This is a genomic window from Arthrobacter sp. NicSoilC5, assembly GCF_019977395.1.
Classification (GTDB): Bacteria; Actinomycetota; Actinomycetes; order Actinomycetales; family Micrococcaceae; genus Arthrobacter.
On the sequence record NZ_AP024660.1, the window covers coordinates 1,251,778 to 1,264,957 of the forward strand.

General features: G+C 68.4%; 12 protein-coding genes. 5 read left to right on the top strand and 7 right to left on the bottom strand.

Going from position 1 to position 13,180, the window contains the following annotated elements; all coding sequences use genetic code 11:
• Positions 1 to 53: 53 nt before the first annotated feature.
• The gene (locus LDO22_RS05865) at positions 54 to 881 is read right to left on the bottom strand and encodes a hypothetical protein (protein ID WP_224026442.1); all 828 of its coding nucleotides are present in this window, start codon (positions 879 to 881) and stop codon (positions 54 to 56) included.
• 180 nt (positions 882 to 1,061) lie between these two features.
• Between LDO22_RS05865 and LDO22_RS05870 the strand changes: the two genes are divergently transcribed.
• A complete protein-coding gene (locus tag LDO22_RS05870; RefSeq protein ID WP_224026443.1) occupies positions 1,062 to 1,724 on the top strand; it encodes a DUF1684 domain-containing protein in 663 nt (220 codons plus the stop codon).
• A 25-nt stretch (positions 1,725 to 1,749) separates the two neighbouring features.
• The gene (locus LDO22_RS05875; protein ID WP_159631687.1) at positions 1,750 to 2,238 is read left to right on the top strand and encodes a GtrA family protein; all 489 of its coding nucleotides are present in this window, start codon (positions 1,750 to 1,752) and stop codon (positions 2,236 to 2,238) included.
• Positions 2,239 to 2,251: 13 nt separating this feature from the next.
• Here the strand turns inward: LDO22_RS05875 and LDO22_RS05880 are convergent, their stop codons facing one another.
• Genes LDO22_RS05880 through LDO22_RS05900 form a run of 5 tightly spaced genes read right to left on the bottom strand, consistent with a single transcriptional unit; the run spans position 2,252 to position 8,128 of the window.
• Positions 2,252 to 3,418, bottom strand: a complete 1,167-nt coding sequence (locus LDO22_RS05880) for a cysteine desulfurase family protein (RefSeq protein WP_224027170.1) — start codon at positions 3,416 to 3,418, stop codon at positions 2,252 to 2,254.
• Positions 3,419 to 3,425: 7 nt separating this feature from the next.
• Positions 3,426 to 4,343: a carboxylating nicotinate-nucleotide diphosphorylase gene (gene nadC, locus LDO22_RS05885; RefSeq protein WP_224026444.1), complete on the bottom strand. Its 918-nt coding sequence runs from the start codon at positions 4,341 to 4,343 to the stop codon at positions 3,426 to 3,428.
• On the bottom strand, positions 4,336 to 6,108 hold the full coding sequence (locus LDO22_RS05890; protein WP_224026445.1) for an FAD-binding protein: 1,773 nt from the start codon (positions 6,106 to 6,108) through the stop codon (positions 4,336 to 4,338). Before LDO22_RS05890 ends, nadC begins: the two co-directional genes overlap by 8 nt.
• A complete protein-coding gene (nadA, locus tag LDO22_RS05895; RefSeq protein WP_224026446.1) occupies positions 6,108 to 7,412 on the bottom strand; it encodes a quinolinate synthase NadA in 1,305 nt (434 codons plus the stop codon). Before nadA ends, LDO22_RS05890 begins: the two co-directional genes overlap by 1 nt.
• Positions 7,409 to 8,128 carry an NUDIX domain-containing protein gene (locus tag LDO22_RS05900; protein WP_224026447.1) on the bottom strand — a complete coding sequence of 240 codons (720 nt, stop codon included), beginning with the start codon at positions 8,126 to 8,128 and terminating at the stop codon, positions 7,409 to 7,411. The genes nadA and LDO22_RS05900 overlap by 4 nt, the downstream gene beginning before the upstream one ends.
• 284 nt (positions 8,129 to 8,412) lie before the next feature.
• Here LDO22_RS05900 and LDO22_RS05905 point away from each other — a divergent pair, with 284 nt between their 5' ends.
• Both LDO22_RS05905 and LDO22_RS05910 read left to right on the top strand, forming a co-directional pair.
• Positions 8,413 to 9,810, top strand: a complete 1,398-nt coding sequence (locus LDO22_RS05905; RefSeq protein ID WP_159631682.1) for an amino acid permease — start codon at positions 8,413 to 8,415, stop codon at positions 9,808 to 9,810.
• A gap of 81 nt (positions 9,811 to 9,891) precedes the next feature.
• Positions 9,892 to 10,719 (top strand): alpha/beta fold hydrolase, encoded by an 828-nt coding sequence (locus LDO22_RS05910; RefSeq protein ID WP_224026448.1) that lies wholly within the window; start codon positions 9,892 to 9,894, stop codon positions 10,717 to 10,719.
• Positions 10,720 to 10,844: 125 nt separating this feature from the next.
• On the opposite strand, the gene LDO22_RS05915 is transcribed toward LDO22_RS05910, so the two are convergent.
• Positions 10,845 to 12,179: an MFS transporter gene (locus LDO22_RS05915; protein ID WP_224026449.1), complete on the bottom strand. Its 1,335-nt coding sequence runs from the start codon at positions 12,177 to 12,179 to the stop codon at positions 10,845 to 10,847.
• A gap of 253 nt (positions 12,180 to 12,432) precedes the next feature.
• On the opposite strand from LDO22_RS05915, the gene LDO22_RS05920 reads away from it, so the two are divergent.
• On the top strand, positions 12,433 to 13,167 hold the full coding sequence (locus LDO22_RS05920; protein WP_224026450.1) for an IclR family transcriptional regulator: 735 nt from the start codon (positions 12,433 to 12,435) through the stop codon (positions 13,165 to 13,167).
• The last annotated feature ends 13 nt before the right edge of the window (positions 13,168 to 13,180 follow it).

Here is a 13,180-nt window from a genome sequence, read left to right on the forward strand (position 1 = left end):
GGGGTGGAAGGCAAGTCGGGCGCACCGGCACCTGGTGGGCGCGGGCAGCGGGACTAGTTTTTGACCTTCAGCGACATTAGCATCCGCTGCACGTTGGCGAAGTCAGGGCTCCCGTTGACGTACTGGGCCGCCTGGTCCAGCGTGTCGAACGCCTTCGCCGGGGCCACCTTTTCGTCCGGCGCGAAGGCCTTGAGGGCCACCAGGTCCCCAAACGAGTAGTCCCCCTTCCCGGCCGGACCACGCACCACGTTGCGCAGCTCGCACGCCTTCCCGTCGGTTCCTCCCACCAGGTTGGTGATGCCGTAGGAACCGAAGTAGCGGTAACCCTGGATCACCCGGTAGACCATGCGTGGCGGGATGGTTCCCTCCCCACCCTGTGCGGCAAGGTCGAACGGTACGCTGCTGATCACCGTGTACGGGCGCTGCGCACTGTCCGGGCAGTCAACGGACGACGGCGGCAGTCCCGTCCGGAGCGAAGCCATGAAGGTCCCGTCGGGCTTCTTCACGTCGACCTTCAGTCCGCCCGCAAGGATGCCCTCCTCCGGCGCCACGGACTGGGCGATCCAGTCCGCCGGCAAATCGAAGCTGACGGTCTTTGCGGGATCGGAGAACGTCTTCCAGGACGTGGCGGTGGGCACCGCCTGGGGTTCGCCGGAGGCCGGTGCTGCTGTTGTTGCACTGCCGGCCGGCGCCGCTGCCGTGGCGCCGGCGGCCGCCCCGTCGGCCGGAGAGGCCGTTCCGGACGCTGCCGGCGCTGAAGGGTCCGGCTGCGCGGTCCATCCGGGGCCGGCCGCCTGCGGTGCCGAACATGCTGCCAGCAGAACGGCGCCGGCCACGAGGGAGATACCGGAAAGAACAGCCTTTACTGGCGCGCCTGTCATGAGGCCCAGCCTAACGGGGACCATCCCGCTCTCCCGCCTGCCGCGGCGGTGTTTCCTGCATCCGGGACACGCACCCCCGGCTCCTCCCGACCGGCCCCCGCCCAGCCGCAGGCCGGGCACCCGGCCCGGCGTGTCGCCGTCGGACGTTTACCACCCCGGCCTGGGACTAGGCTGGAGGCTATGTCGGAAGAGCAGCACGGCGCAGCCGAAGAGAATCCCGCGGACATTTCCGCCCTGGACATTGCCGACTGGCGGCTGCGGACGTTTGCGCTCTACGACAATGTCCGCCGGATCTCCGCCGAGAGCCCGTCCGAGGCGCACTCGTACTGGCGCCACCAGCGGGACCTGATGTTCGCAACGCACCCGGCCTCCGCCCTGACAGCGGCGGACAAGGCGCGCTTTTCCGGCCTCAAGACTGCTGACTACGATCCGATTTACCGCTTCCATGTCCCGCTCACCAAGGAAGGTGCAGGCCGGGAGATGAGCGTGGACACGGGAACCGACGGCGTGGTCAACTTCGTCCGGCTGGGAACGTTCGACCTGCCGGAAATGGGCCAGCTGGGGGTGTGGAAGATCCATGGGTACGGCGGCGGCATCTTCGTTCCGTTCCGCGACGCCACGGCCGGCCAGCCGGGTGGAACCTATGGGGCCGGCCGCTACCTGCTGGACACCATCAAGGGCGCGTTCCACGGGGTCAGCGGCACGGGTCCCGGCGCCACCTTTGTGCTGGACTTCAACTTCGCCTACAACCCCTCCTGCGCCTACAACGAGGCGTGGGCCTGCCCGCTGCCCGGGCCATCAAACCGGCTGGCAGTGGAAATTCCCGTGGGCGAGCTGTACTGATGCCGGCCGTCCCCGGTAACGCCGCGTGAGGGAGGGCCTGTCCGCACCCGCCGCCACGGAGACCGCTACCCGGCGCTTTCCCGCCACCAGGCACTACCGTGGTGTCCTGCGCTTTCCGGTCATCCGGCAGCTGCTGCGTTTTTCCGGCGTCGGGGTTATTTGCACCGCGGCGTCCCTGGGGCTTTACGCGCTGCTGCGGCCGTGGCTGGGCGCCCAGTTGGCCAACGCCGTGGCGCTGGTCCTCACATCGCTGCTGAACACGGCCCTGAACCGGCGGCTGACCTTCAAGATTGCCGGCCAGCAACGCCGAACCCGCGACCACCTCAACGGCCTGGTGGTGATTGCCGTGGCCTTGGTGATCACCGGCAGCAGCCTGGGCGTGCTGCACTGGTTCAACCCGGACGCCACCGTGGGTGACGAACTGGTGGCCACCACGCTTTCCGGCTTCCTGGCCACCGCCGTGCGCTTCAGCATGCTGCGGCACTGGATTTTCCGCCGCGCGCGCCACCGCTAGGGTCGTCCGGGGGCTACCGGCCCTGGCCCGCTCCCAGGTTCCTGACCCCGGCGACGGCCGCCTGGACGGCAGCCGCGGCAGCGTCGAGGTCCTCCTGCGTCACCGCGGCGTCGAAGCTGAAGCGGACCGCCGTCTGGGCCACCTCTGCCGGAATACCCATGGCGGTGAGCACGGCCGACGGCGCGTCCGAGCCCGCGGCGCATGCCGAGCCGCTGGAGCAGACCACGCCGCGGCGTTCCAGCTCGAGGAGCACCGACTCGCCGCTGGTACCGGGGAAGCAAAACGACGCCACTGATGGCAGCCGCTCGGACGGATGCCCGGTGAGGACGGCATCCGGCACGCCTGCCAGGACGGCTGCAATGAACCGGTCCCGCAGCGCTGCAACCCTTGCCTGCTCCCCTGCCTGCCGGTCCCGGGCAAGCGTGAGGGCGGCGGCGAGCCCCACCGCGCCGGCAACATTTTCCGTTCCGGACCGGCGGCCCCGCTCCTGGCCGCCGCCGTGGATGACCGGTTCCAGGCGCGTACGGCTCCGGACAAACAGCACTCCGCAGCCTTTGGGTGCGCCCAGCTTGTGCCCCGAGATGCTCATCGCATCCACGCCCAGCGGGCGGGTGTCGAGCGGCAGCCAGCCGGCGGCCTGGACGGCGTCGGTGTGGAACGGGATGCCCTGGGCGCGGGCCAGTTCCGCCAGCCCGGCGATGGGTTGGATGGTTCCCACCTCGTTGTTGGCGTACATGATGCTCACCAGCGCGGTTTCCGGGCGCAGCACCCGGGCAAGTGCTTCGGGCGTGACGCGGCCGGTTGAATCCACCGGGACCACGTCGACGGTAAAGCCGTGGAAGCGCTCCAGGTAGCGGGCGGATTCCTCCACGGCGGGGTGTTCGACGGCGCTGATCACCACCCGGTCCAGCAGCGGGTTTGCCGCCTGCCGGGCCAGGGCAATGCCTTTTACCGCCAGGTTGTCCGCTTCGGTTCCACCCGAGGTGAACACCACGTCGCCTTGCCGGCAGCCAAGGACATCCGCCACGGCCCTCCGCGCCTGCGCGAGAGCCGCGGCCGCCGCCTCGCCCAGGGTGTGGTGGCTGGAGGGGTTCCCGAATCCACCGGTGAGGTAGGGCCACATGGCGTCCAGCACCTCACGGCGGACCGGGGTGGTGGCGGCGGCGTCAAGGAAGATCACGGCAGCCTCACCCGGCGGCCAGTTCGACGTCGAGGCCCAGGTCCAGCGCGGCCACGGAGTGGGTGAGTGCGCCAACGGAGATGACATCCACACCAGTGGCCGCGATGGCCGCGACCGTGCCGGTGTTCACGTTGCCGCTGGCCTCCACCCGGGCACGTCCGGCCACGAGGGCAACCCCGGCTGTGAGCTCTTCGATGCTGAAGTTGTCCAGCATGATGGTGTCCACGCCAGCGGCCAGCACGGGTTCGATTTGTTCCATGCGGTCCACCTCGACTTCGAAGTGGGTAGTGTGTCCCAGCTGTGCCTTGGCGGCCAGGAGGAGGGCCGTGAGCTTGGCCGGGTCCCCGCCGGTCATCACGGCAAGGTGGTTGTCCTTGGCCAGCACGGCGTCGGAGAGGCTGTACCGGTGGTTTGCACCGCCGCCGCAACGGACCGCGAACCGTTCCAGGATGCGCAGGCCGGGGGTGGTCTTGCGCGTATCGGTGATGCGGGCCCGGGTGCCCTCGGCGAGCCGCACGAATTCGGCGGTCTTCGTGGCGATGGCGGACATCCGCTGGACAAGGTTGAGCGCCACGCGTTCTGCCAGCAGCACCGAGCGGGCACTGCCGGTGACCCGCGCAAGGTGCATTCCGGCGTCGAACGATTCCCCGTCCGCCACCAGCAACTCCACCTGCGTGGCGGGGTCCACCAGCTCCATGGCGTCGCGGAAGACGGTGGCTCCGCTAAGGACGCCCGGCACGCGGGCGTTCAGGACGGCGGTGGCGCGGGCACCGGCGGGGATGAGCAGCTGCGAGGTGATGTCGCCGGAGGGTGCGTCCTCGGCGAAGGCCCGCTCCAGGATGTCCCTGACGGGGGCCGACGGAAGGGTAAGGTCCAGCGGTGGGCGCCGAAACACGGCCTGGTCGATCACGGCGGGTTCAGTCATGGAGCAGGCTCGCTTTCGGGCGGAGGGAAGTCGGGTTGTCAGTTTCGACGGGTTCGTCGCTGCGATAATGCGCCCCCAGTGATTCACAGCGTTTGAGGGCAGCGCCCACCAGCAGCTGCGCGGCCAGCAGGAGGTTCCGGTTCTCGCAGGCAACAGGGTCAGCAGCGGACTCAACGGCATCAGGACGGACGACGGCGGCCCAGGACTCAAGCGTCCGGCCGGCCTCGGCCAACAATTGCCCGGAGCGCAGCACTCCGGCGTGCGAGGTCATGAGGCGGCGTAGAGCCTCCCGGGAAAACGGCCCAGACCCGCCCGCACCTTCAAAACCAGCAAGGACGGTGACGTGCGTACTCGCGTTTCGCGGCAGGGGTGCGGAATCGTGCGGCAGTTTCGGAGGTCCCGAAAGCGCCGTTGTCGCGTGAGCGTCCGCATCGGCCGCCGAGCTTGCGAGGCGTTCGCCGGTGCGAGGCGCGAGCGCAGGCGCCGAGGGACCTGCGGAGCTGCCCTCCAGAAAGTCTTCAACAGCGCGGCGGCCGAAGACGAGTCCCTCGAGGAGGGAGTTGCTGGCCAGCCGGTTTGCCCCTTGGACGCCGGTGCACGCGACCTCCCCGGCGGCGTAAAGGCCCGGAACGGTGGTGCGGGCGGAGAGGTCGGTGGTGACGCCGCCCATCCAGTAGTGGGCTGCGGGAGCGACGGGAACCAGTTCGCGGGTCCAGTCGATGCCGGCGTCGAGGGTTTTGCGGGTGAGGGTGGGGAACCTTTGCCGGAGGAAGCCCGCGCCCTTGGCCTGCTCGACACCCCGGGCGTCGAGGTAGACGTGGCCGTTGGGATCGCCCAGCTTGGCCAGGTGGAGGGCGATGCTGCGGGATACGACGTCGCGGGGCGCCAGTTCGGCATCGGGGTGGTAGGCCTGCATGAAGCGGCGTCCGCCGGAGTCCAGCAGGATGGCTCCTTCGCCGCGGACGGCTTCGGAGATCAGCAGTGGCCCGTCCAGCCGGGCCGGGTGCGCCGTGGCGGAGCTGACCAGGCAGGTGGGGTGGAACTGGAAGAACTCGAGGTCTGCCACTGCCGCTCCGGCGCGGACGGCGAGCGCCAGTCCGTCGGCGGTGGCAACAGCGGGGTTGGTGGTTTGGGCAAACAGTTGTCCTGCTCCCCCCGAGGCAAGCAGGACGGCATCCGCATCCAGGTCCGCGGGCCGGCCGTCCTGGAGGTAGTGGACTCCTGCCACCTGCCCGTCCCGGGTCACCAGGGCGGTGGCCTGGGCGTGCGTGAGAATGGTGAGCTTCCCGTCATCCCGCCGCGACAGGACGGCCTGGATCAGCGCCCCGGCGACGCGTGCACCTGTGGCGTCTCCTCCTGCATGCAGGATCCGCGGGGCACTGTGGGCTGCTTCGAGCCCAAGGGCCGGGCCGCCGTCGTGCGTGGCCCCGGCCGTCACCGCCCCGGCGTGGCCCGCATCGAAGGCAACACCGTAGCGCTGGAGGCCGGCAATGTCCCGCCGCGCCTCCGTGCACATCAGCCGGACTGCGGCCTCGTTGCAGTGCCCGGCCCCGGCGCGCAGGGTGTCGGCGATGTGCGCGGCAACGGTGTCCCCAGGTGCAGGTTCGGCGAGAACGGCCGAAATGCCGCCCTGCGCGTACCAGGTGTTGCTGTGGTCCAGCGCGCCCTTGGTCAGCAGCACCACGTCCGCGCCGGCATCGGAGGCAAGCAGTGCGGCGTAGAGCCCTGCGATGCCGCTTCCGACGACGGCCAGGCGGCGCGTCATCACGGCCTCGCGGCGAGCATGCGCTCGAGCGCCGTCCTGGCGTTGGCCTGCACGTTGTGGTCCACGGTGATGCGGTTGACCACGCGGCCGGCCACCAGTTCCTCCAGTACCCAGGCGAGGTAGCCGGGGTGGATCCGGTACATGGTGGAGCACGGGCAGATCACCGGGTCCAGGCAGAAGATGGTGTGCTGCGGGTACTCTGCGGCCAGCCGGTTGACCATATTGATTTCGGTGCCGATGGCGAACGTGGTGGGCTCGGTGGCGGCGGCGATGGCCTTCTTGATGAAGTCCGTGGAGCCGGCGGAATCCGCGGCGTCCACCACCTCCATGGGGCATTCCGGGTGCACGATGACCTGGACACCGGGGAAGTCCGCCCGGGCCTTGTCGATCTGGGCCACGCTGAAGCGCTTGTGGACGGAGCAGAACCCGTGCCAGAGGATCACGCGGGAGTCAAGGAGCGCCTGTTCGTCGTTGCCGCCCAGGTCCTTGCGGGGGTTCCACATGGGCATCTGGTCCAGGGGCACCCCCAGGGCCTTGGCCGTGTTGCGGCCCAGGTGCTGGTCGGGAAAGAACAGGACCCGCTGGCCCCGCTGGAAAGCCCACTCCAAGACCGTCTTTGCATTCGAGGAGGTGCAGACGATGCCGCCGTGTTCACCGCAGAACGCCTTCAGGGCTGCGGAGGAGTTCATGTAGGTCACGGGAATGACCGGGACCCGGCCCTCGGCGTCGGGCTCGGCGCCGAAGATCTCCGCGAGCTGTTCCCAGCACTCCTCCACGGAATCCGCGTCCGCCATGTCGGCCATGGAGCATCCGGCGGCCAGGTTGGGCAGGATGACAGCCTGGTCGAGGGTAGAGAGGATGTCCGCGGTTTCGGCCATGAAGTGGACGCCGCAGAAGATGATGGCTTCCGCCTCCGGCCTGGTCAGCGCGGCGTTGGCGAGCTGGAAGGAATCACCCACGAAGTCGGCGTACTGGATGACCTCGTCCCGCTGGTAGAAGTGGCCCAGGATGACGGCCCGCTCCCCCAAGGCGGCCTTGGCGGCCCTGATCCGCTCGCCGAGTTCGGCGTCGCTGGCCCGCTTGTACTCCTCGGGCAGCTGGCCCTGGCGCGGGGTGCCGGCAGGAGCAGGATCGGCACTTGACGCACCCGGGCCATAGGCGGGAACGCCCGCCAGTGCCTCGGCCAGGTCGTAGTCCCACGGGCCCTTGGCCAGCGCCGGGCTGCAGGTGCTGCCTTTAGCGGCCGCGCCCTTCTCGGCCTGTTCGCGCGTGATCAGCTGGATTGCCGTGTTGACGCTGCTCATGGTGTGCTCCTGTTGTCTGGGTCAAGGCCTGGCCGGCCGGTGTAGCGGTAGAGGCGGGGCGGGCGGTGCTTCCCGCCCTGGAGGTATTCCCCGGTTTCTTCGATTTCCGGGGTCGATTTGAGTTGGCGGCGGAAGTTGGCCGGGTCCAGCTGGCGGTCCAAAACGGCTTCGTAGACTTCGCGGACCTGGGCCAGGGTGAAGTACTCGCCCAGCAGGTGGTAGGCCACCGAGCCGTAGGCCAGCTTGTTGCGGAGGCGCCAGAGGGCGTAGTCCACGATGGCGTTGTGGTCGAAGGCAAGGTCACCCAGGCGGTCGGCCCGGAACCACTTCACGTTTTCGGATTCGTCCGCGAGCGCTGCCTCCGTGGGCTGGACCAGGGCCCAGTAGACGATGGAGACCACGCGCTGGGTGGGCGAGCGGTGCAGGCCGCCGAAGGCGTACAGCTGCTCCAGGTAGCGGGGCGCCAGGCCCGTGGTCTCCTGCAGGTTCCTGGCGGCGGCGCTTTGGAGGGACTCGTCGTGGCTGAGGGGTCCGCCCGGCAGCGCCCACAGCCCCTTGAAGGGTTCCCGGATGCGGCGCACGAGGGGAAGCCACAAAGTTGGCCGGCCTGAGGACTCGCTGGGCCGCAGCGCGAAGATCACCGTGGAGATGGCCAGCGACGGCGGCGCGGCCTGCCGCTCGGAAACGTTCGCCGAACTGTAGTACACCCGATCCACCGCCTTCCGTCACCCTCGACCGCCCCCGGGTGTTCTTTCGCTTAGTTATAGTCACCTTGACCAAAACTAATTCTACGGCCGGGCGCCCCCGAAACGGAAATATTTCTGCATCCCAGTCGCGGCCGCGGCCTGCCGCCTCCGAAACCCTCTTCCCGCATCCCGCGGCCCCCGTCCTCCCGTCCATTTCCGGGCGCGTTCCGGAGGCGGTAAATTCAAGAGGTCCCACGAGGACCCCGGACCCCAGAGGCCGGACCCCCAACCAGCCCCAGAAGGTGCATTGCCCCATGACGACGAAGTCCGGCGCGACCACGTCCGCCACATTCCCCACCAAAGCCACAGCCGGCCACAGCATGAAGCCCCGGCAGCTCACCATGATGGGGCTGGGCAGCGCCATCGGCGCGGGGTTGTTCCTGGGATCCGGTGCCGGCGTCCAGGCGGCCGGTCCGGCAGTGCTCCTTTCCTACCTCGTTGCCGGAACGCTGATCATCCTGGTGATGTGGGCCCTGGGCGAGATGGCCGCTGCCCATCCCACCAGCGGGGCTTTTTCCGTGTACGCGGAGCGGGCGCTGGGCCGGACGGCAGGAGCCACCATCGGATGGCTGTGGTGGCTGCAGCTCGTGGTGGTGATTGCGGCCGAGGCCCTGGGTGCCGCCGGCCTGCTCTTCTCCGTCTGGCCCGTGGTGCCGGTCTGGGCGCTGGCGCTGTTGTTCATGGTGGTCTTCACCGGCATCAACCTGGCCGGCGTCCGGAACTTCGGTGAGTTCGAGTTCTGGTTCGCCATCCTCAAGGTGGCCGTCATCGTCCTGTTCCTGGCAGTCGGCGCCGCCCTGCTCCTGGGCCTGCTGCCCGGCGTCGACTCCCCCGGGGCGGAAAACCTGACCGGAAACTTCGCCCCCCAGGGCCTGGGTGGGGTTGCTGCGGCCCTGTTCGTGGTGATCTTCGCGTTCGGCGGGACGGAGATCGTCTCCGTGGCCGCGGCCGAAACCGAGGATCCCGAGCGCAGCGTCGGCAAGGCCATCCGGACCGTGGTGTGGCGAATCCTGGTGTTCTACATCGGCTCCGTCTTTGTCATTGCCGCCGTGCTTCCCGCCACGTCCAAGAGCCTTGCCTCGCCCTTCGCCGGCGTGCTGGACGCTGCCAGGATCCCCGGCGCCTCCACCGCCATCACCCTCGTGGCCGTCGTCGCACTCCTCTCGGCGCTGAACGCGAACCTCTACGGCGCCTCCCGCATGGTGTATTCGCTCTCGCAGCGGGGGGAGGCGCCCCGCGTCCTCACCCGGCTCAACAATGCCGGCGTGCCGCTGCTCGCGGTCGCAGTCTCCGTGGCCTTCGGTTTCATCGCCACGGTCCTGGAGCTGTTGTTCCCGGAACGGATCCTGCCGGCCCTCTTCCAGCTGGTGGGTTCCACGTGCCTGGTGGTGTGGGGCAGTGCCCTGGTCTCCCAGCTGATCCTGCGCCGGCGGGCAGACCGGGACGGCACCGCGCTGCCCCTGCGGATGCGGGGCTTCCCCGGCCTGACCATCCTGGGCCTGGTCCTGCTGGGACTCATCTTCGCCGTCGGTTTCAGCGCCGAGGGCAGCCGCATCCAGCTCTTCAGCACCTTCGCCCTGATCGCCGGAATTGCGCTGGCGTGCGCCGCCGGGGCCCGGCTGACCGCCAGGAACCGGGCCGCCAACAGGTAGAGTGGAGCGTACCTTTCCAAGGAAGACGCACCGACGCGCCGGGCCCGCCCAGGCGCCGTACCTGATTGGGGAACTGACACCATGAGCGGCAGGCACACCGGACAGCAGCAGGCGCACACCGTTGAAGGGACCGACCCGCAGCTGTACGTGGCGGTCCATGAACCCGCCAGCGACGCCGGCCTCCGGCCGGTCCTGCTGCTGCACGGCTTTTCCTCCTCCTCCAAACTCAACTGGGAGGACACTGGCTGGGTGTCGGCCCTGCTTGACGCCGGCCGCCGGGTTATTACCGTTGACCTGCCGGGCCACGGCCGCAGCGGCGCGCCGGAGGACCGGGATTCCTACTCCCCCAGCAAAATCAGGGCGGACCTGCTCCAGGCAGCGTTCGACGCCGGAGCGCGCCCCCTGCACGACGGCGACCCTGCCAGCGGGCTGGACGTAGTGGGTTATTCCCTGGGGTCCCGGCTCGCGTGGGAGTTCGCCGCGACCCAGCCGGAGTTGGTGCACCGGCTGGTGCTCGGCGGGCCCAACGACGCCGACCCCCTGGCCGCATTCGACCTTCGGGCCGCCCAGGACTACCTGGCGGACGGCACGCCGATCAACGACGAATCCACCGCCCAGCTGCTCAAAATGGCCCTGCTGCTGCCGAGCAACAACATCTTCGCCCTGCTGTCCCTGGTGGAGGCCATCAAAGCGGAACCCTACGACCCCTCCGAAGCGGTACCCCACGTTCCCATGCTGCTGGTGGTGGGCGACAAGGACGAGCGGGCCCACACCCTGCCCAGGCTCGCCGAACTGGCCCGAAGTGCCGGCTCCATGGCCGAGCAACTGGTCCTGCCCGGCCGGAACCACACCAACGCCATCACCAGCAGGGCGTTCAAGCAGGCCGCCATTTCATTCCTGGGCGTTTAGGCGGCACGGACCTCCCGGGCAGTCGGCAGACTTACCCCGCATGCACCAGCAGCCCGGACCTGGCGGTCCGGGCTGCTGGTGCATGCGGCTTCGCTGATCTTGGCGGGGTCAGGGTGCCGGTGGGATCAGTGGTGGCTGCTGACGCCGAGCGGGCGGCCCTTGGTCTCCTTGGCCAGCACCACGCCGACGGCGGAAATGACGCAGAGGATCATGATGTAGATACCGATGGAACCGGTCCATTTGGTGGACTGCAGCAGGGTCTCCGCGATGGTTGCTGCGAAGGCGCCGCCCAGGATGGCGCCGAAGGCGTACCCGATGGAGATGCCGGAGTACCGGACGTTGGCGGGGAACATCTCTGCGTACATGGCGGACATGGGTCCGTAGGACAGGCCCAGGCCGATCGTCAGGACGAACAGGGCGAGGCCGTAGAGCATGATGTCCTTGGTGTCGATCAGGGCAAACATGGGGATCATCCACGCAAAGACAATGGCGTAGCCGATCAGGAAGGTCTTGACGCGGCCGATGCGGTCCGACAGCCATCCGCCCACCAGGGTGAAGATCAGCCAGCCGAAGGATGCCAGTGTGGTGGCCAGGAGGATCTGCGGTGTGGGCATCTTCAGGGTCTTGGTGGCGTAGGAGATGAAGAACGCAATCAGCAGGTAGCCCGCTGCATTGTTGCCGATGAAGATCAGGGTGGAGTACAGGACGGGCAGCTTGTGGTTCCGGACCAGCTCACCCAGCGGTGCTTTGCTTTCCTTCTTCCGCAGGGCCATCTCCTGGAAGACCGGGCTCTCGGCGACCGCGCGGCGGATGAGGTAGCCCACCACGATCAGGACGATGGAGAGCAGGAACGGCACACGCCAGCCCCAGGCAGCGAAGTCTTCCTTGGACATGCCGGTGTTGAGGAAGAACAGGAGGCCGGTGGCGAGGATCATGCCCACGGGCACACCGATCTGCGGGTAGGCACCGAAGAGGCCGCGCCGGTTCACCGGCGCATGCTCGACGGCCATGAGGGCGGCTCCGCCCCATTCACCGCCGGCCGAGAAGCCCTGGATAACCCGCAGCAGGATCAGCAGCACGGGGGCCCAGGCCCCGATCTGCGCGTAGGTGGGCAGCATGCCGATGAGGGCGGTGGCCGCGCCCATCATCACGAGGGTGAAGACCAGCATTGCCTTCCGCCCCAGGCGGTCACCCAGGTGCCCGGCGATAACTGCGCCGAGGGGGCGGAACAGGAAGCTGATGCCGATGAGGGCAAAGGAAAGGATCTGCGCCAGGCCCGGGTTGGACTCGTTCAGCGGTGCCAGGAACAGCGGTGACAGCAGCGTTGCGGTCAGCTGGGCAAAGATGAAGAAGTCGTACCACTCGATCGTGGTGCCGACGAGGGTGCCGGCGAGGACCTTGCGCTCCTCCCGCCGGCTGCTGGGACCGGCGAGCGTATCCACCTTGGAAGGTGTGGTCATTGAAACTCCATTGTTCATTGGGCAGCAGTGCTGCCCGTACGCCTTCAGAATTACCGACAGAACGGTCAGTTAGTTAGTAGGGTACTACGGAAAGTGTGATGCGGGACACGGAATGGTCAATATTTGCGGTGAACGGCAACCGGAACAGAAGTTCTATATTTGAACTGCAAGTTCGTATAAAGGACACTACCGGCAGCGAGTGGCTGGGACAAGAGTCATAGAACTCCGGGGCCGCCAACCTAGGATGGACATCATGACTCCTCCAGCAGCCGCAGCCGGGACGGGAGCGGCGGCACACGCTTCGCCGTCCCAGACCCTCTCGCGCGGCATCCGCGCCCTCGAAATCCTGGCAGCCGCCCCTGGCCCGCTGACCATCGCTGAGCTTGCCGATGCCATGGGTGTCCACCGGTCGGTGGCTTACCGGATCCTGCGCACCCTCGAAGACCATTCGCTGCTGGTGCGCGATGATGCCGGACGGGTCCAGCCGGGCCCCGGCCTGGCGGTCCTGGCACGGGGCGTGTCGCGCAACCTGCAGAGCGCCGCGTTGCCCGAACTTACCCAGCTGGCGAACTCCCTGAACATGACTGCATTCGTGGCGGTGTGGGACCACCATGACTGCATTACGCTCGTCACGGTCGAGCCGAGGCATTCCGGCGCAACCGTTGCCCAGCACCCGGGCACACGGCACCCCATCAATGCCGGCGCCCCCGGGATCGCCATCCAGTCCGCCCTCTCGGAGGAGGAATGGGACCGGTTGGCCACCGGCGTGCCGTACCGCCCGGAGGCTGCGGAGGCACGCCGGAAAGGCTACTCGGCCAGCCACGACGAGGTGATCGCCGGGGTCTCATCGCTGGCAGCACCGGTGCGGGTGCCGGGTGGGCGTCCGGCTGCACTTGCAGTGGTCTATATCCGTTCCGCCCATGATCCGGATGCCGTGGGAGCTGCCATCGCCGAAAGTGCGGCGAGGATCGAGCGCCAGCTGGCGTAACCGCTCTGCCGGA

Coding starts and splice junctions, on each gene's coding strand:
- LDO22_RS05865 (WP_224026442.1), bottom strand. CDS start 881: ATGACAGGCGCGCCAGTAAAGGCTGTTCTTTCCGGTATCTCCCTCGTG.
- LDO22_RS05870 (WP_224026443.1), top strand. CDS start 1,062: ATGTCGGAAGAGCAGCACGGCGCAGCCGAAGAGAATCCCGCGGACATT.
- nadC (WP_224026444.1), bottom strand. CDS start 4,343: ATGACTGAACCCGCCGTGATCGACCAGGCCGTGTTTCGGCGCCCACCG.
- LDO22_RS05890 (WP_224026445.1), bottom strand. CDS start 6,108: ATGACGCGCCGCCTGGCCGTCGTCGGAAGCGGCATCGCAGGGCTCTAC.
- nadA (WP_224026446.1), bottom strand. CDS start 7,412: ATGAGCAGCGTCAACACGGCAATCCAGCTGATCACGCGCGAACAGGCC.
- LDO22_RS05905 (WP_159631682.1), top strand. CDS start 8,413: ATGACGACGAAGTCCGGCGCGACCACGTCCGCCACATTCCCCACCAAA.
- LDO22_RS05910 (WP_224026448.1), top strand. CDS start 9,892: ATGAGCGGCAGGCACACCGGACAGCAGCAGGCGCACACCGTTGAAGGG.
- LDO22_RS05915 (WP_224026449.1), bottom strand. CDS start 12,179: ATGACCACACCTTCCAAGGTGGATACGCTCGCCGGTCCCAGCAGCCGG.
- LDO22_RS05920 (WP_224026450.1), top strand. CDS start 12,433: ATGACTCCTCCAGCAGCCGCAGCCGGGACGGGAGCGGCGGCACACGCT.